The 15,400-nt window shown below is 63.2% G+C and carries 18 protein-coding genes; 11 read left to right on the top strand and 7 right to left on the bottom strand.

Annotated elements, in window-relative coordinates:
- Window positions 1-5: 5 nt before the first annotated feature.
- A complete protein-coding gene (locus LPB072_RS00225) occupies window positions 6-1,271 on the bottom strand; it encodes a helix-turn-helix domain-containing protein (protein ID WP_066096773.1) in 1,266 nt (421 codons plus the stop codon).
- 237 nt (window positions 1,272-1,508) lie between these two features.
- On the opposite strand from LPB072_RS00225, the gene LPB072_RS00220 reads away from it, so the two are divergent.
- The 3 genes from LPB072_RS00220 (at window position 1,509) to LPB072_RS00210 (ending at window position 4,468) form a co-directional block, all read left to right on the top strand.
- Window positions 1,509-3,179: a PQQ-dependent dehydrogenase, methanol/ethanol family gene (locus LPB072_RS00220; RefSeq protein WP_066096767.1), complete on the top strand. Its 1,671-nt coding sequence runs from the start codon at window positions 1,509-1,511 to the stop codon at window positions 3,177-3,179.
- 79 nt (window positions 3,180-3,258) lie between these two features.
- Window positions 3,259-3,534, top strand: a complete 276-nt coding sequence (locus tag LPB072_RS00215; RefSeq protein ID WP_197508882.1) for a c-type cytochrome — start codon at window positions 3,259-3,261, stop codon at window positions 3,532-3,534.
- A gap of 1 nt (window position 3,535) precedes the next feature.
- Window positions 3,536-4,468: a substrate-binding periplasmic protein gene (locus tag LPB072_RS00210; protein WP_066096760.1), complete on the top strand. Its 933-nt coding sequence runs from the start codon at window positions 3,536-3,538 to the stop codon at window positions 4,466-4,468.
- 19 nt (window positions 4,469-4,487) lie between these two features.
- Here LPB072_RS00210 and LPB072_RS00205 read toward each other — a convergent pair whose 3' ends face one another.
- Both LPB072_RS00205 and LPB072_RS00200 read right to left on the bottom strand, forming a co-directional pair.
- Complete coding sequence (locus LPB072_RS00205) at window positions 4,488-5,000, bottom strand: C40 family peptidase (protein ID WP_096349133.1); 513 nt, start codon at window positions 4,998-5,000, stop codon at window positions 4,488-4,490.
- Complete coding sequence (locus LPB072_RS00200) at window positions 4,997-5,653, bottom strand: 3'-5' exonuclease (protein WP_231943368.1); 657 nt, start codon at window positions 5,651-5,653, stop codon at window positions 4,997-4,999. Before LPB072_RS00200 ends, LPB072_RS00205 begins: the two co-directional genes overlap by 4 nt.
- Before the next feature lie 146 nt (window positions 5,654-5,799).
- On the opposite strand from LPB072_RS00200, the gene LPB072_RS00195 reads away from it, so the two are divergent.
- From LPB072_RS00195 to LPB072_RS00185, 3 genes are all read left to right on the top strand, one after another.
- Window positions 5,800-6,708, top strand: coding sequence for a Tim44 domain-containing protein (locus LPB072_RS00195; protein ID WP_066096757.1), 909 nt, complete (start codon window positions 5,800-5,802; stop codon window positions 6,706-6,708).
- A gap of 171 nt (window positions 6,709-6,879) precedes the next feature.
- The gene (otnI, locus tag LPB072_RS00190; RefSeq protein WP_066096755.1) at window positions 6,880-7,677 is read left to right on the top strand and encodes a 2-oxo-tetronate isomerase; all 798 of its coding nucleotides are present in this window, start codon (window positions 6,880-6,882) and stop codon (window positions 7,675-7,677) included.
- Between the two features lie 131 nt (window positions 7,678-7,808).
- Window positions 7,809-9,431: a long-chain-fatty-acid--CoA ligase gene (locus LPB072_RS00185; protein WP_066096752.1), complete on the top strand. Its 1,623-nt coding sequence runs from the start codon at window positions 7,809-7,811 to the stop codon at window positions 9,429-9,431.
- Between the two features lie 104 nt (window positions 9,432-9,535).
- On the opposite strand, the gene LPB072_RS00180 is transcribed toward LPB072_RS00185, so the two are convergent.
- Together LPB072_RS00180 and LPB072_RS00175 are read right to left on the bottom strand one after the other, a co-directional pair.
- Window positions 9,536-10,198, bottom strand: coding sequence for an NAD(P)H-dependent oxidoreductase (locus LPB072_RS00180; protein WP_066096750.1), 663 nt, complete (start codon window positions 10,196-10,198; stop codon window positions 9,536-9,538).
- A gap of 134 nt (window positions 10,199-10,332) precedes the next feature.
- Complete coding sequence (locus LPB072_RS00175) at window positions 10,333-10,617, bottom strand: ATP-binding protein (protein WP_407927819.1); 285 nt, start codon at window positions 10,615-10,617, stop codon at window positions 10,333-10,335.
- A 223-nt stretch (window positions 10,618-10,840) separates the two neighbouring features.
- Between LPB072_RS00175 and LPB072_RS23620 the strand changes: the two genes are divergently transcribed.
- The 3 genes from LPB072_RS23620 to LPB072_RS00160 are packed head-to-tail and all read left to right on the top strand — an operon-like array spanning window position 10,841 to window position 12,604.
- Window positions 10,841-11,059 carry a hypothetical protein gene (locus LPB072_RS23620; RefSeq protein WP_157694192.1) on the top strand — a complete coding sequence of 73 codons (219 nt, stop codon included), beginning with the start codon at window positions 10,841-10,843 and terminating at the stop codon, window positions 11,057-11,059.
- 16 nt (window positions 11,060-11,075) lie between these two features.
- A complete protein-coding gene (locus LPB072_RS00165) occupies window positions 11,076-12,029 on the top strand; it encodes a DUF692 domain-containing protein (protein WP_066096745.1) in 954 nt (317 codons plus the stop codon).
- Complete coding sequence (locus tag LPB072_RS00160; RefSeq protein WP_066096744.1) at window positions 12,026-12,604, top strand: hypothetical protein; 579 nt, start codon at window positions 12,026-12,028, stop codon at window positions 12,602-12,604. The genes LPB072_RS00165 and LPB072_RS00160 overlap by 4 nt, the downstream gene beginning before the upstream one ends.
- 15 nt (window positions 12,605-12,619) lie before the next feature.
- Here the strand turns inward: LPB072_RS00160 and LPB072_RS00155 are convergent, their stop codons facing one another.
- Window positions 12,620-12,883, bottom strand: a complete 264-nt coding sequence (locus LPB072_RS00155) for a DUF3297 family protein (RefSeq protein ID WP_066096741.1) — start codon at window positions 12,881-12,883, stop codon at window positions 12,620-12,622.
- A gap of 96 nt (window positions 12,884-12,979) precedes the next feature.
- Window positions 12,980-13,642: an HAD-IA family hydrolase gene (locus tag LPB072_RS00150; RefSeq protein WP_066096738.1), complete on the bottom strand. Its 663-nt coding sequence runs from the start codon at window positions 13,640-13,642 to the stop codon at window positions 12,980-12,982.
- Between the two features lie 257 nt (window positions 13,643-13,899).
- Here LPB072_RS00150 and LPB072_RS00145 point away from each other — a divergent pair, with 257 nt between their 5' ends.
- Together LPB072_RS00145 and LPB072_RS00140 are read left to right on the top strand one after the other, a co-directional pair.
- Entirely contained in the window at window positions 13,900-14,865 is a 966-nt protein-coding gene (locus LPB072_RS00145) for a TRAP transporter substrate-binding protein (protein ID WP_066096735.1), read from the top strand.
- Window positions 14,866-14,874: 9 nt separating this feature from the next.
- Window positions 14,875-15,396, top strand: coding sequence for a TRAP transporter small permease (locus tag LPB072_RS00140; protein WP_066096731.1), 522 nt, complete (start codon window positions 14,875-14,877; stop codon window positions 15,394-15,396).
- Window positions 15,397-15,400: the final 4 nt, after the last annotated feature.

Raw genomic sequence — 15,400 nt, 5'->3', positions numbered from 1 at the left:
TTGGCTCAGTCGCCGGCTTCGCTGGCCTGGGACTTGCGCATGTGGCGGTAGACGAGGCCACGCGAAACACCCAGCAGGCGGGCTGTCTTCGCCACATTGCCGTGGTGGGCCTTCAACGTTTCTCCGATGAGGCGCTGTTGAGACTCCGCCAGTGAAGACGCGCTGTGGCCGTGTTGTGGGGCGGGCTCAATGGCTGCTGCAGTCTCTGATTCGGCCAAGTCCTGGCTTGCGGGCGCCTGGTCGCGGGCCTGGGGGGCTGCCCCGGCTTCTGATGGCTGGCCTGCTGCCACGCCACAAGGATGCACCGCGTGGTGGGAGCTTGCGCGGTTCGCATCTTGCATGGCGGCCCTGGCCCAGATGCCCAGACCGCTGGGCAATTGCAAGAGCCGTGGCCCGTTGACGCCGCACAGGTCCAGCAGCGCCCGCAAATCCAGTCCCAGCACGTCGCTGACGTGAAGCGGCGCGGCCTGCTGGGTGACGCCTAGCAAGCTGTGGCCCACGCGGTTGATCCAGATCACCCGCCCATGGGTGTCGACCCCCAACAGACCCTCCATCGGGGTGCCCAACAAGCCGGGTGCGGCCTGGAACTGCAAAACCAGCAACTCCCGTGACTGGGCGACCAGCAAGCGGTTGCCGATCGTCGTGGCAAACATGCCCACCACCGCAGCGGCATCAAAGCCAAAATCCCGCGCTTCAGTGGTCAGATCCAGTACGCCCGCCAGTTGGCCGTGAATGTCGCGAATAGGTGCTGCCGCACAACGCAACTCCCGAAACAGGTTGTAAAAATGTTCACCGCCCTTCACATCGCTGGCCTGCCCCGTGTGCACAACGATACCGGGTGCGGTGGTTCCCAGGCGGCTCTCGATCAGGTTCACCCCCACGCGCGACGCCTTGTCCAGCACCGACTGGTTGGCCTCGTTCGCATTCTGCGAAATGTGCACGATGACACCGCGTTCATCGGTCAACAGGACGCGGCAATGGGTGCCACTCAACGAGGCCTGGAGTTGGTCAAATTCCAGACGGGCGGCCTGAATCAGGTCTTCGTTGCGCGCCAGTGCGGCACTCAACGCGCTGCGCCCCACCGGGTCCAGTGCGGGCAGCCTGTCGTTCCGGTGGCCCAATTGGCGACACCGGTCCCACGACTGAATCACCGACTCGTTCACCAGACCGGACGGTCGCACGCTCTCTTCAAAGAACTGTTCTCGAGCCAGGGCGGTGCGTTGTTCGGCCGTGCGAAAAAATGGCTGTGTGGGCAGGTTGTGGGTGTTCATGTGGCGCGTGACTGGGTTGACCAGGCAATAGGACTGCTCAGCTTGAGAACGCCGCTTCGGTGTGGCAACCGGGCAAACCCTGATGGCTTGTCGCGCGTGCTGCCCAAGTGTTCCGACGCGGAACAGATGGGGCCAAGGGAATACCCGATGATGCGTGAGAGGGCCGAAATTTCCACAATGCAATGGTTGCTGGCCCGAGCAGGGTGACTGGCATCAACCACAACCAGGAGACAAGTCATGGTCATCAATCGCACCCTTCTCGGCGGCGCTTTGCTGCTGACAGCACTGGGCTCAGCCCAGGCCCAAGGCATGGAAGATTTGAAGCGCGACGCCGCCACCCCGGGTGATGTGCTCACCTATGGCATGGGCTACAACAACCAGCGCTACAGTGCGCTCAAACAGATCAACACCGGCAACGCGGCGAAGCTGCAGCCGGTTTGGGCCTACAGCCTGAACAACCCGCAAAGCCAGGAGTCGCAGCCCATCGTGTACCAGGGCGTCATGTATGTGACGACGCACAACAGCACGGTGGCGCTCAACCCCGTGACGGGCAAACAAATCTGGAAACAGGAATTCGAGCTGCCGCAAGACGTTTTCAAGATGGCCTGCTGCGGCATCTTGAACCGCGGCGTTGCGATTCTTGACGGCAAGCTCTACCGCACCACGCTGGACGCGCACGTGGTCGCCATGGATGCCAAAACCGGCAAGCAGCTCTGGAAGAGCAAGGGCGCCGATTACCAGAACGGCCAGGCCATGACCAGCGCGCCGCTGATTGCCAATGGCGTGGTCCTGACCGGCATCGCTGGTGGCGAGTACGGCACGCGTGGCTTCATCGATGGCTGGGATCCGGAAACCGGCAAGCAGCTCTGGCGGTTCTACACCACGGCCGCGCCCGATCAAAAGGGCGGCGACACCTGGCCGGGGGACACCCACTTGAAGGGTGGCGCACCCACCTGGTTGACGGGCGCGTATGACCCCGAGCTCGACCTTGTTTACTGGGGCACTGGCAACGGTGGTCCATGGAACCCGAACGCGCGCCAGGGCGACAACCTCTACATCGCCTCGGTGGTCGCGATTCGCCCCAAGACCGGTGAGCTGGTGTGGCACTACCAGTTCAGCCCGAACGATCCGTACGACTACGACGCGACGGAGGTGGGCATGCTGGTCGACATGAAAATTGGTGGCAAGAACCGCAAGGTGTTGACGCAGGCCAACCGCAACGGTTTCATGTATGTGCTTGACCGCGCCAATGGCGAGCTGCTGGCGGCCAACCCCTATGTGAAGGTCAACTGGGCCGACCGCATCGATCTGAAGACGGGCCGCCCTGTGCACAGCGAGACCGACAAGAAGGCCCGCGCGGGTGAAGACGTTGAAATCTTCCCGTCGGTGGTGGGCGGCAAGAACTGGTCGCCGATGTCGTGGAACCCCTCCACGGGTTTGGCCTATGCCAACACCCTCAACCTCAGCTGGCCTTATCAGCTGGCCAAGCCCGAATACAAGAAAGGTGAGTGGTACCTGGGTGTCAACTTCCGTGGCGTGAACATGCCGAAAGACGAGCCCCACGGCTACCTCAGCGCCATCGATCCGATGACGGGCAAGAGCAAGTGGCAGATGGCCTGGCCCGGTCAGCCCAGCATGGCGGGCACGTTGTCCACGGGCGGTGGACTGGTCTTCACCGGTGCGGCCACGGGCGAGTTCATCGCTGTTGACGCGAACAACGGCAAGAAGCTCTACGAGTTCCAGACCAGCTCCGGAATCATCGGTCTGCCTGTGACCTTCGAGCAAGACGGCAAGCAGTATGTGACGGTGGTGTCCGGCTCGGGCGGTGTCTGGGCCTTGCTGGGCGATGAGCGCATGTCGCAAGTGCCTGCAGGTGGATCGGTCTGGACATTTGCGCTCGACCGGTGATGCGGGGGGGAGCACTGCTGATCTTGTGCATGGTCGCCTCTTCGGGGGGGCCATCGCACAAACCAACACCGATCCCGCCATGATGCCCGCGCCCGGTCCGCCGACCCAAACCCTGGTGGACAAAGGGCGTGAGCAGTTTCACCGCACCTGCGCACAGTGTCATGGTCGCAACATGGTGAACTCGGGCACCACGTCTTACGACCTGCGGAAATTTCCCACCGATCAACCCGACCGGTTTTTCAATTCCGTGACCAACGGAAAAAACAGCATGCCGTCGTTCAGCGGGGCTCTGGATCCAGGTGCGATTCAATGGCTTTGGGCCTATGTGTCCACCCGTGGCGGCAAGGAGATGTGACATGGTGAATCGATCTTTGGCGTTGCGCACGGTGGCGTGTGCAGTAGCCCTCACTGGCTTGGCTGGCAGTGGCCTGGCACAGGCCGCCGACCCGGCAACGTTGTCCGTTTGCATGAGCGAAGACAACGCGCCGCTGTCGATGGGGCGCAAGGGCAAACTGAGTGGCTTCGATGTGCAGATGGCCGAGGCAGTTGCCAGCGAACTGGGTCGACCCTTGCGCCTGGTGCCGTTCGAATCCGAGCTGGAACAAGACGCGAATTTCCCCATCGAAGTCAACGCCCTGCTTTCGGCCGGGGTGTGTGACCTGGTCAGCGGCTTCCCGCTGCTGGCCGCGGATCTGGGCCAGCCTGGCCGTCTCAAGGCCAAGCCGCCGGATTACCCCGGCGCCAAGCGGCCTCGTGATCGCGCCGATGTGCTGCTGGGCAATTTGGTGGCCAGCCAGCCCTACCAGGGGATGGCCCTGCAGCTGGTGCAGCGTCTGGATGTGCCTGCGGCCAGTGGGCTTGGTGGGTTGCGCGGTCAAAAAGTGGGCGCCGTGGCTGGCACGCTGGAAGGCACCTTGATCGCCACCTTCCAGGGCGGCGCACTAGTGCCCGGCATGGTGTCGATGGGCAAGCTCGATGACCGCTGGGCCGCGTTGGAAAGCGGCAAGGTGGATGCCATGCTGATGCCCAGCACGGCGTGGGATGTGTACCGTCAGCGGGTGAGCGGTGCACCGTTGCGTTTGCGCGCCGGGGCACCCATCAGCCTGGGGATCAACGTTGGCTGGGTGGCGCTGGCCGGTCAGCCCGAATTGATCGAGGCGGTGAACCGTGTGGCTGGGCGCGAAGCGCAACTGCAGCAATGGGCGCAAGACGCGGGCTTGCAGCGCTTGCCGCCTACCGAGCCGGCTGTTGCGCGCGAGCTCACCCTGACCGCCTTGCTCAAGCCCTGAACAGGCGCGGGCGCTGACGTCAGGGACGGCGGAAGGCCTGGCCCTGGCGTTGCCAGTAAGGGTTGTTCAATCGGTCAAGTCGCACCCTGCCGCCGGTGGATGGGGCATGCACGAAACGGCCTTCCCCCACGAAGATGCCCGCATGAAATGGCCGGCTGCCGCCGAAGATCACCAGGTCGCCGGTGCGAGCCTCAGAAGCGTCGATAGACCCGCCAAAGTCAACCAGCTGGGCCACGGTGCGAGGCGGCGCCACGCCGGCGCTGGCTTTGTAAACATAGCCGATCAGGCCGCTGCAGTCGAACCCGCTTTCCGGTGTGTTGCCACCGTAGCGGTAGGGCGTGCCGACCAGGCCCAGCGCGTGAATGGCGATGTCGCTTGACTGGTTTTCCGACAGTGTCCGGAATGCAGGCTGGCGATCGGGGCGCGGCGAGCTGGCGCAACCGGCGAGCAGCAGCGCCAAACCCAGCATTGAACCGAGGAGCATCAGGTGCATGGGTGTTCGGGCCAAAGGTGTGGCCGTGGTGGGATTCATCGTTGTTCCGCTCCAGTGAGGGCTTCGCCAAAGCCGGCGAGCCGCTTGACCACCGCCGCTTTGCTGATGCGTTGCAGGCCCATGAGAAAGGCGTGGTCGGGATTGCCCACACCGTGGCGCATACGCAAGGTATTTTGAATGTGGGCCAGCAACTCGGCGGCCATTTCGGCGTCGGCCAAAGCGCGGTGGGCCGCGCCCGTCTGTGGCAGGCGAAAGCGGCTCACCAGCGAACCGAGCTTGTGGCTCGGCGCTTCAGGGTAGACACGGCGCGAGAGCAAAACGGTACAGGCAAACGGCTGCTGCGCCTCGATGCCCGCGCGGGTCAGTTCGGCGACCCAGTAGCGGCGGTCGAAAGAGGCGTTGTGTGCCACCATGGGTGTCTGACCCACGAAGCGTGCCGCCTCGGCCATCACCGTTTCGGCCGGTGGCGCGGCCTGCACCATGGCGTTGGTGATGCCTGTGAGTTGGGTAATGAAGGCCGGTATGTAGGCGCCCGCGTTCATCAAGCTTTGAAAGCGGTCCACCACGACACCGCCCTCTGTGAGCACGATGGCCACTTCGGTGGCGCGGTCGCCCAAGCCCGGCGAAATGCCCGTGGTTTCAAAGTCGATAACGGCCATGCGCTGATTCACCATGCGGCTATCGTAGGGCATCACCTGCCTCGAGAGCGCCAAGAAGACTTCCTTGAGGTTGAAGTTCCCTTTTTTAGAGAATGAAGATCAGTAAACAAGTGGTTTTTCAAGAGTGTGACTGCGGTTACCCTGTCTCTCTGTTTTTAAACTGCTGTGCAGGAGACTCCATGAAATTTCTCACCATGTTGGCCATCGTCTTGGGCTTGGGCCTGAGCAGCGTCGCAATGGAGGCCGAGGCCAAACGTTTTGGCGGCGCGCGCTCGTTCGGCATGAAGCGCCAGGTTGCGCCACCCAAAGCGCCTGCCAGTCCGAACGCCACGCAGGCGGCTCCCGCTGCCGGCGCGGCCGCTGCGCCCAAGCGGTCCTGGATGGGCCCTCTGGCCGGTATCGCCGCAGGCCTGGGTCTGGCTGCGCTGGCCTCTCACCTGGGTCTTGGTGAGGGCTTTGGCACCATTCTGTTGATGGGTCTGGCCTTGATGGCCGCCATTGCCTTGTTCCGCATGTTCATGCGCAAACAAGCGGCGGGCAACAACGGGGCACCGGGCGGGGCCTTCCAGGGCATGCGCTATGCGCAAGAAACCCCTGGCGCTCCATCAGGCAACCGCCCTGCGGCCTTCGAAGCATCGAACACGACCGGCCATGGGACGGGCTCCATCATCGGCAGCCAGCTTGCAGGCGGCCCGTCTGGGCAATACGCGAACATCCCGGCCGATTTTGATGTGGCCGCCTTTGAACGCAACGCCAAGGTCAATTTCATTCGCCTGCAGGCCGCTTACGACGCCGGCGATCTGGATGACATTCGCCAGTTCACCAGCCCCGAGGTGTTTGCCGAGGTCCGCATGGATTTGAACGACCGCAAAGATGCCATCAACAAGACCGAAGTGATCGACATCCAGGCCACCGTGAGCGAGGTGGTTGAAGAAGCCGGGCGCTATATCGTGAGCGTGCGCTTTACTGGCTCGGTGCGTGAAGACGACGCGCCAACGCCCGAAGCGGTGAACGAAATCTGGCACATGACCAAACCCACCAGCGGCGCAGGCGGCTGGGTGGTCGCCGGGATCCAGCAGACGAATTGAGGTTCCTCCCCCTCCTGGCGTCTCGCCAGTTCAAGCCCCCAGGCCCTCAGGCCCTGGGGGCTTTTTGTTTGTGGCCAGCGGCGACAGGTTGGGGGCATCCATGATGCGTGAGTGTCTGGCAAACTGGCCCGACCGACCACAACCGCCATTGACCCATCCCTTCAGCTCGCCATGCCTCGATTCGCCGCCAACCTCACGATGATGTACACCGAAGTGCCGTTCCTCGAGCGCTTTGCCGCGGCCGCGCGCGATGGGTTCACGGCAGTGGAGTTTCTCTTTCCCTACGAGCATCCGGCAAACGATATCGCTGAGCGACTGAAAGTCCACGACCTCACCCAGGCGCTGTTCAATCTGCCGCCCGGCAACTGGGATGCGGGCGACCGTGGCATGGCATGCCTCCCGGGTCGCGAAGCCGAGTTTGCTGCGGGTCTGGAACTGGCGTTGACGTATGCCCAGGCCACAGGTTGCCAACGGTTGCATGCCATGGCCGGCGTGGTTCCTGAGGGCGTATCGTCCGAGCAGGCGCACGCGACCTATGTGGCCAACCTGCGCCGGGCTGCCGGGCGCTGCGCGCCGATGGGCATCACCCTGTTGATCGAACCCATCAACACCCGCGACATGCCGGGCTATTTGCTCAACTTCCAGCAACAGGCCCACGACATCCTCGCCGAGGTCAGCGCGCCCAATCTCAAGGTGCAGATGGACTGGTACCACTGCCAGATCATGGAAGGCGATCTGGGCCGGCGGCTGGAAAAACACGTGGAGGGCGTCGGCCACATCCAGATCGCGGGCGTGCCCGAACGCCATGAGCCCGACGAGGGTGAGGTCAACTTCCCCTACCTGCTGGACCGCCTCGACGCAATCGGGTACCAAGGCTTCGTGGGTTGCGAATACCGGCCGCGCGCTGGCACCAGCGAGGGCCTGGGCTGGTTGAAGCGCTACCGGACTTCCGAAACCGGCAACGGCTGAAACGGTTGACCAGAACGTTGCCACAGCGTCGCGCATGCAACTGTTTCCCGCGTATCCACGGATGACGCCTCCCTCTGCCGATGCTAGGCTGAGCGGCTGGCTACGCGCCCAACTTCGAAGGAAACCAGAACATGCTTCAAAACGGCCTCATGATGGACCGCCCCCTGCTCCTGTCAGACGTGATCGAACACGCCGCGCAACAATTCGGCCGAGCCGAAGTGGTGTCCCGCGAAACCCACGGCGCCCTTTTTCGCTACACCTATGCCGAGTGCGCCGTGCGTGCGCGCAAGCTGGCCAATGCACTGGCGGGTCTGGGGCTGAAACCCGGCAGCGCGGTGGGCTCCATCGCCTGGAACAACCACCGCCACCTTGAGGCCTATTACGGCGTCTCGGGCAGCGGCATGGTGATGCACACCTGCAACCCCCGCCTGCACCCGCAGCAACTCATCTACATCATCAACCACGCCGAAGACGAAGTGGTGCTGTTCGACGCCACCTTTGCGCCACTGGTCAAAGGCATCGCCGCGCACTGCCCCAAAGTGCGCACCTGGGTCTGTCTGGCCGATGCCGGGCACACGCCCGACATCGAAGGCGTGGCCAACGTTCTGGCCTACGAAACCCTGATCGAACCCTGCAGCGATGCCTTTGAATGGCCCAGCTTTGACGAGCGCACAGGCGCCGCGCTGTGTTACACCTCGGGCACCACCGGCAACCCCAAAGGCGCGCTGTATTCGCACCGCTCCATCGTGCTCAATGCCCTCTCGGGTTGCCTGCCAGGCGTGTTGGCGCTGGCGCCCAGCCAGACCATCTTGCCGGTGGTGCCCATGTTCCACATCAACGCCTGGTGTGTTCCCTATGCCGCGCCGATTGCCGGCGCCAAGCTGGTCTTGCCGGGCCCGATGCTCGACGGCAAATCGCTTTACGAATTGATGGAGTCCGAAGCCGTGACCATCAGTGCCGGTGTGCCCACCATCTGGCAAGCCCTGCTGGGCCACGTGGAGCAAAACAAACTGAAGTTCACCACCATGCGCTGCACCGCTGTGGGCGGCTCGGCCATGCCGCAGGCGCTGATTGCCAGGTTCATGGACGAGTACAACGTGGAGGTGCGCCACGGCTGGGGCATGACCGAAACCACCGCCGTCGCCACCATGGGCACCTTGTCGCCCGAAAGCGCCGCGTGGACGCCTGCGCAGCGCCATGCGCTGATCGCGAAACAGGGCAAGAGTGTCTTCGGGGTCGAAATCAAAATCGTTGACGAAAACGGTGCCACGTTGCCGCGCGATGGCAGCGCACAGGGCGAGCTCATGGTGCGCGGTCAGTGGATCTTGGCCTCGTATTTCAAGGGCGAGAGATCGCCATTGGTCGATGGCTGGTTTCCCACGGGCGACATCGCCACCATCGATGCCGACGGCGTGATGCAGATCCGCGACCGCACCAAAGACGTGATCAAGACCGGTGGCGAATGGATCAGCTCCATCGACCTGGAAAGCGCGGCCGTGGGTCACCCGGCCGTGGCCATGGCTGCGGTCATTGGTGTGAAACATCCCAAGTGGGACGAACGCCCTCTTCTGTTCATCGTGCGCAAGCCGGGGCAGTCGCTGGAAAAGGAAGAGATGCTCGCCTTCCTGGCCGAGCGGGTGGCCAAGTGGTGGGTGCCCGACGACGTGGTGTTCCTGGAGAGCCTGCCGGTGGGCGGTACCGGAAAAGTGCAGAAAGCCGATCTGCGCAAAGACTACGGCGGCGTGTTCAGTTGAAATCAGCCCACAAAAAAGCCCGCTGACCAGCGGGCTTTTTTTCGAGCCGACGGTTGCAGTGTGTGCACGCAGCCCGTCGGTTCTGGCGGATGACCGCCGGGCGATCAGATTTCCGTGATGAACTGCTCACGTGGGCGGCGCACCTTCTTGAGGTTCACCAGCCAGTCGCCTTCGTCGGCGCGGTAGCCCAGCGGCAGAATCGCCACGCTGCGCAAGCCGCGCTTGCGCAGGCTCAAAATCTCGTCCAGCTTGGCGGGGTCGAAGCCTTCCATGGGCGTGCTGTCCACTTCTTCAAAGGCGGCCGCGATCATCGCAGCGCCCAGACCGATGTAGGCCTGGCGAGCGGCGTGCTCGAAGTTCACCTGGGCGTCGCGCTTGGGGTAGTTGGCGAGCAACATCTGGCGGTAGTTTTCCCAGCCTTCGTTGGTGCCGCCGCGCTGCTCGTTGGTCAGGTCGAACATGTGGTTGATGCGCTCGGGCGTGTAGTTGTCCCAGGCCGCGAACACCAGCAGGTGCGAGCCGTCGGTGATCTGTGCCTGGTTCCAGGCGATGGGCTGGATCTGGGCGCGCACGTCCTTGCTTGTCACCACGATGATTTCGAACGGCTGCAGGCCGCTGGAGGTGGGCGCCAGACGGGCGGCTTCCAGAATGCGCTCCACTTTTTCCTGTGGAACGGCCTTGGTGGCGTCCATCTTTTTGGTGGCGTAGCGCCACTGCAAAGCGTCGAGCACGGCGGGGGCTTGGGGTTGTTGCGACAGATCGCTCATTGAATAGAACTCCGGGGATTGAGGGAAGGCACTCTGTGACAACAGGGCGCAGGGTCGGAAGTTTGCCGCAATGCAGCATTTTTTGCTGTCACCCAAGGGGCGCGACTTAAGCGGCAATGCCATTGCGTCCGCGCTCAGCGCCCTTTTGACCGATCGGGTATACAACGCCGCTGCATCGCGATCGCGTCAAATGGGCATTTCACCGCGCACAGCCCACAGCCGGTGCAACCTGGCTCGTCGTGCAGCGTTGAAAATTTTTGCCAGTTCCGCGACTCAAGCGACAACACGTGTGGAGGGCACACCGCCACACACCAGCCGCAGCCTGTGCAGCGCGTGGTATCGATGGAGGGCAACGCTTTTCGGTCTGTCATCACGCCATTGTGTGGGCACGCAGAAAGCGCCACCCGGTTGCTGAGCATGGATGCCAACAGGATCCGGTTCTCCAAACACGGTTTGGGTGTGAGCCGCTGTTCATCGGCCACCACGGTGCGCCGTGCGAGCGCAGCCATGTCACTTCCCCCCATGAGAGGACCGACTCGCCGTTGTTCACCCGTGTGAGGGATGACGTTGCGCGTGAGGCGGTTCACCATTTCATTGTCGTTTCAATTGAGCGACGCAACCCTTTATGAACTGGAGAACCCCATGGCAAAAGAAATTACCGTCCGACCCAGCAAGAAGCCCGTTCAGATGCGGGAGATGCGCGTGGCCCTGCCCAGCGACATGCCGTTCGACAAGCTTGTCGACGTGCTCAAGGTCACGCTCACACTCCCTGAGCTGCCTGGCATCAAGGGCTGCCGTCCCTGCCTGTCTGGCCTGGACCGCTTTGTCTTCGAAGACCTGGTCAACGGTCGTTACCGTTGAACGAAAAGGTGTCGTCATGTTGCCCCTGCCCAAGCTGGGAGTAGGTCTGGCCTTTCAGGCGCCTCTCAAGAGCCTGATCGAGCAACCCGATGGCGACTTCGATATGGTCGAGGTCGTTCCAGACATTCTCTGGACCGACCTCGGCCCAGGTCACAACCCGCGCTACCTCGATGACCACGAACACGTCGACTGGCTTGATCGTGTGGGCCGAACCCTGCCCGTGATCCCCCACGGTATCGGCATGTCCATTGGCAGTGCAATGCACTTTGATGAACAGCACCTGCAACAACTGCGGCGCTGGCATCAGCGCATGCACTTCCCATGGCACAGCGACCATCTGGCCTTTCATATCGCCGATCACCGCAATGAGGCCATCAACGTGGGCATCACCTTGCCCCTGCCGCGCGATCAGGCCACCCTTGACCGGCTCAAGCCGCGCATCGCCAGGGTCAGGCAACTGGTGCCTGCCCCCTTCCTGCTGGAAAACAATGTTTACTACTTCGACATTCCTCACGCTGAAATGGACGAAGCCAGGTTTCTGAACGGGTTGAGCCACCAGTGTGGTTGCGGCCTGTTGCTCGATTTGCACAACGTGCACACGAATGCCGTCAACCACGGTTTTGACGCCGTGGCATTCGTCGACGAAATCGATCTGCGTCAGGTGGGCGAGATCCATGTGGCTGGCGGCATGATGCTCGACGGCTTTTACCTGGATGCCCACAGCGGCGCGGTCGCCGACCCTGTCTGGGCCTTGCTTGAACATGTGTTGCCCCGCTGCCCGAATGTGGGTGCCGTGGTGTTCGAACTGTTCGGGTCGTGGTTCGAGTTGGTGGGCGAACAACGGGTGCGTGCTGACATGCGGCGCCTGAAGCAGCTTTGGCAGCAATGCCAGGTGCCCCATCCGCGGCCGGGCCCGACAACAAAGAAGACCTTGCCGGTCTGTGGGGTCGAACTGGGGGTTGCCCCATGAGCGTCGCCGCATTTCAGAGCCTGATGGCCCAGCTCGTTGTCGACCCTTCATTGTGCGAACGCCTGCGGGTCGACGGCATCGCTGCCGATGCCGACCTGGATACGCTTGAGCGCCAACGCCTGCTGGCGATCGCTGCCAGTCCTGGTCTGTCCATCAACCACACCCTGCACCGGGGGTTTCGGCTGGGCAAGCTGAAGGCTTTGCTGCCACTGACGTGCACGTTGATGAAGGGGGTGAGGCTGCAAACGGCGATCGAGCGGTTCTGGGCTGCACACCCCCCGCGCACCTTCTACTTTCTGCCCGAGGCGGTCGAGTTCTGCGGCTTTTTGCTCACCCAGCCATCCCGGTCCAGGTACCTGCGCGAAGTGGTTGCCTTTGAGCGTTCCAACCTGGAGCTCCAGCGTGCTCGCCTCGACACGCCACCACAACAGACCGTGCAGTTCGATCACGATCCCGGCAGGTTGCTTGGCCAGTTGGCGGCAGGGCATGCCCCCAAAGGGGTCCCGGTCAGGTCCTGCACCGCTGTCGGCAACGTTGACGACAGCGGGCGGGTTCGCTGGGCGCTTCAGGCTTAGCTTTGCCGCCGTCGCTCAGCGGTAAAACGCTTCGACCTTGCCTTTGAGCTTCATCATCAGCGGGTTGCCCTTGCGGTCCAGTGTCTTGCCTGCCGGAAAGCTCACCCAGCCTTCGCTGATGCAGTATTCCTCAACGTCCATGCGCTCCTTGCCGTTGAAGCGAATGCCGATTTCGTGTTCAAACACGGCGGCCACATGGTGTGGGCTGCTGGCGTGGATGGACAGTCGGTCGGGCAGTGGCGGGCGCTCTGGGGGGGTGTTCGTGGTGGTGTCGGTCATGGCAATGCGGGTAGGAAGACAGGGATTCAGACAAGGCAAGCGCCAGCGTGCTGCGCTGGCGCCATACCCCGCTATTGTCGCAAGACTGGCCAGGGGTCAGGCGCGGCCAATGCGCCAGCCTCCGCCCGCAGAGGCTTCCGGGCGCAAGCCCTCGTAGCTGGTAACGCTCGGGTGGGCTGTGTCCAGTGGTTGTTGATGGGTGGCGCTGATCACCACCACCGCCGCGCCGGCGGTCTCACCCGCCTGGATGCCTGCGGGGGCGTCTTCGAACACCACGCAGTTGTGCGTCTCCATGCCCAGCCTGGCCGCCGCCAGCCGGTAGCCATCGGGCGCGGGTTTGCCGTTGCCCACGTCTTCGGCTGTGATGAGCACCGCAGGTATGGGCAGGCCCGCCGCCGCCATGCGGCGCTCGGCCAGCGCACGCGGAGCTGATGTCACCACTGCCCAGTGCCCGACGGGCAACGCAGCCAGGAAAGCCGGGGCGCCAGCGATGGGCGCCACGCCGTCCACATCGTTGATTTCGGCTTGAGTGATCGCGGCCGCTTCTGCGACAGCATCCACCCCGGGCAGGTTCAACGCCCGAATGGTGTCGATCGCCCGGCGCCCATGCAGGTGGGCCAGCAACGCCTCCGCGTCAACGCCATGGCGCCGCGCCCACGCCGTCCAGACGCGTTCGGCTGCAGCGATAGAGCTGAGCAAGGTGCCGTCCATATCGAACAGGAAAGCGGAAAAGGCGCGGTCGGGGGCGAAGAGGCTCATGGTGGCAAGGACTTAGGGGGCAGAAAAAGGGTCCCGCAGAAGGGAGCGCAACAGGGCCATTGTGGCGCCGCCAGTCCCAGAACCGGGCCGCCGAGGTCACCTAGGGTTTACTCGGAGATCAAAAAAAGTTGCGGGAAACGATCACTATTTCTCGTTGGACGTGAGGGGGTGAATGCACGACAGTGGAAAACCTGAGTCACCGCAACCGACCGTCGTCCGATGGCCGGGTCTATTCACCCAACGTTAAGGATCACCCGATGAAAATCCAACTGATTGCCGCCACCATTGCCGCCTTGTTGAGCGCCACCAGCGCGCAGGCCGAAACCTGGAACCTGTCGGCCGAGCAGCCCGATGCGAACTACCTGACCCAGAACGTGCGGGATTTCGCCGCCGACGTGAAGGCCGCAACCAACGGCAAGCTCGACTTCAACGTGCAGAGCAACAGCGTGTTGCTGAAGCGCCCCGAGGTCAAGCGCGGCGTGCAGCAAGGCATTGTGCCCATCGGTGAATTCCTGATGTCGGCCCTGGGCAACGAAGACGCGCTGTTCGAAATCGACAGCGTGCCTTTCCTTGCTTCGTCTTTCGACAAGTCAGAAAAGCTGTGGAAAGCCGCTCGCGAGCAGATCGCCCAGCGCCTGGACAAACAAGGCATCGTGCTGGTCTATGGCTCACCATGGCCACCGCAGGGCATCTACACCAAGACCCCCGTGACCACCATGGAAGGCTTCAAGGGCGCCAAGTTCCGCGCCTACAGCGCTTCGACCAGCCGCATGGTGACCTTGATGGGCGCCGTGCCGGCCACCATTCAAACGGCGGAAGTGCCCCAGGCCTTCGCCACCAGCGTGATCGACATGATGATCACCTCGCCCGCCACCGGCGTCGATACCCAAGCCTGGGACTACGTCAAGCATTACTACGATGCGCAAGCCTTCATTCCGCAGGCCATCGTGATCGCCAACAAGCGCGCGCTCGCCAAGTTGCCCGCTGACCAGCGCCAGGCCGTGCTCGATGCCGGCATGCGCGCCGAAGCGCGCGGCTGGGCCAATGCCCGGGAACTGACATCCAAGCTGACCCAGACGCTGGCCTCGAAAGGCATCACCGTGCAGCCCCTGCCCGCACCGGTGGCTGCCGAGCTGGCCAAAATCGGCGACACCATGACCGAAGAGTGGAGCAAGAAAGCCGGTCCTGACGGCGCCAAAGTGCTCGAAGCCTTCCGCCGCTGATCGACCGCCATGGACGCCTTGACCGCCATTCTCGACCGGTTGGCCCGCGCCTCGGGGGCCGCTGCTGCGGCGTCCCTGGCCGCGATCGCCCTCATCATCGGCGCGCAAATTGTGGCGCGCCTGCTGGGTCAGCAAATCCCTGCCGCCGATGACTTTGCCGGCTGGGCCATGGCGGCCTCGGCGTTCCTGGCCTTGCCTTACGCCCTGCGCAATGGCGATCACATCCGCGTGACGCTGATTGCGCAGATGCTGCCCAAATCGTGGCATCGCGGCCTCGACATCGTGGCCACGGCCATCGGTGTGGGGCTGGCCTGTTGGGGCGCCTGGTCGGTGGTGCGCTTCGTGCTGGACTCCTGGGAGTTTGACGAAGTGGCCCAGGGCATGCTGGCTGTGCCGCTCTGGATTCCCCAGTTGTCGATGGCGGTGGGCATGGTGTTGTTCGCGCTGATGATGGCCGACCGTTTGCTGCGCGTCTCGCTGGGCCTGCCGTTGTCCGAGAAGGCCGATGGCGATGCCTCGCGCACCGAATGATCTC

The organism is Hydrogenophaga crassostreae (assembly GCF_001761385.1).
Classification (GTDB): Bacteria; Pseudomonadota; Gammaproteobacteria; order Burkholderiales; family Burkholderiaceae_C; genus Hydrogenophaga; species Hydrogenophaga crassostreae.
This window is presented reverse-complemented; position numbering and strand designations above follow the sequence as displayed.

What these genes read in the sequence shown, in the direction of transcription:
- LPB072_RS00225 (WP_066096773.1), bottom strand. Translation starts at nt 1,271, where the DNA reads ATGAACACCCACAACCTGCCCACACAGCCATTTTTTCGCACGGCCGAA.
- LPB072_RS00220 (WP_066096767.1), top strand. Translation starts at nt 1,509, where the DNA reads ATGGTCATCAATCGCACCCTTCTCGGCGGCGCTTTGCTGCTGACAGCA.
- LPB072_RS00215 (WP_197508882.1), top strand. Translation starts at nt 3,259, where the DNA reads ATGATGCCCGCGCCCGGTCCGCCGACCCAAACCCTGGTGGACAAAGGG.
- LPB072_RS00210 (WP_066096760.1), top strand. Translation starts at nt 3,536, where the DNA reads ATGGTGAATCGATCTTTGGCGTTGCGCACGGTGGCGTGTGCAGTAGCC.
- LPB072_RS00205 (WP_096349133.1), bottom strand. Translation starts at nt 5,000, where the DNA reads ATGAATCCCACCACGGCCACACCTTTGGCCCGAACACCCATGCACCTG.
- LPB072_RS00200 (WP_231943368.1), bottom strand. Translation starts at nt 5,653, where the DNA reads ATGCCCTACGATAGCCGCATGGTGAATCAGCGCATGGCCGTTATCGAC.
- LPB072_RS00195 (WP_066096757.1), top strand. Translation starts at nt 5,800, where the DNA reads ATGAAATTTCTCACCATGTTGGCCATCGTCTTGGGCTTGGGCCTGAGC.
- otnI (WP_066096755.1), top strand. Translation starts at nt 6,880, where the DNA reads ATGCCTCGATTCGCCGCCAACCTCACGATGATGTACACCGAAGTGCCG.
- LPB072_RS00185 (WP_066096752.1), top strand. Translation starts at nt 7,809, where the DNA reads ATGCTTCAAAACGGCCTCATGATGGACCGCCCCCTGCTCCTGTCAGAC.
- LPB072_RS00180 (WP_066096750.1), bottom strand. Translation starts at nt 10,198, where the DNA reads ATGAGCGATCTGTCGCAACAACCCCAAGCCCCCGCCGTGCTCGACGCT.
- LPB072_RS00175 (WP_407927819.1), bottom strand. Translation starts at nt 10,617, where the DNA reads ATGCTCAGCAACCGGGTGGCGCTTTCTGCGTGCCCACACAATGGCGTG.
- LPB072_RS23620 (WP_157694192.1), top strand. Translation starts at nt 10,841, where the DNA reads ATGGCAAAAGAAATTACCGTCCGACCCAGCAAGAAGCCCGTTCAGATG.
- LPB072_RS00165 (WP_066096745.1), top strand. Translation starts at nt 11,076, where the DNA reads ATGTTGCCCCTGCCCAAGCTGGGAGTAGGTCTGGCCTTTCAGGCGCCT.
- LPB072_RS00160 (WP_066096744.1), top strand. Translation starts at nt 12,026, where the DNA reads ATGAGCGTCGCCGCATTTCAGAGCCTGATGGCCCAGCTCGTTGTCGAC.
- LPB072_RS00155 (WP_066096741.1), bottom strand. Translation starts at nt 12,883, where the DNA reads ATGACCGACACCACCACGAACACCCCCCCAGAGCGCCCGCCACTGCCC.
- LPB072_RS00150 (WP_066096738.1), bottom strand. Translation starts at nt 13,642, where the DNA reads ATGAGCCTCTTCGCCCCCGACCGCGCCTTTTCCGCTTTCCTGTTCGAT.
- LPB072_RS00145 (WP_066096735.1), top strand. Translation starts at nt 13,900, where the DNA reads ATGAAAATCCAACTGATTGCCGCCACCATTGCCGCCTTGTTGAGCGCC.
- LPB072_RS00140 (WP_066096731.1), top strand. Translation starts at nt 14,875, where the DNA reads ATGGACGCCTTGACCGCCATTCTCGACCGGTTGGCCCGCGCCTCGGGG.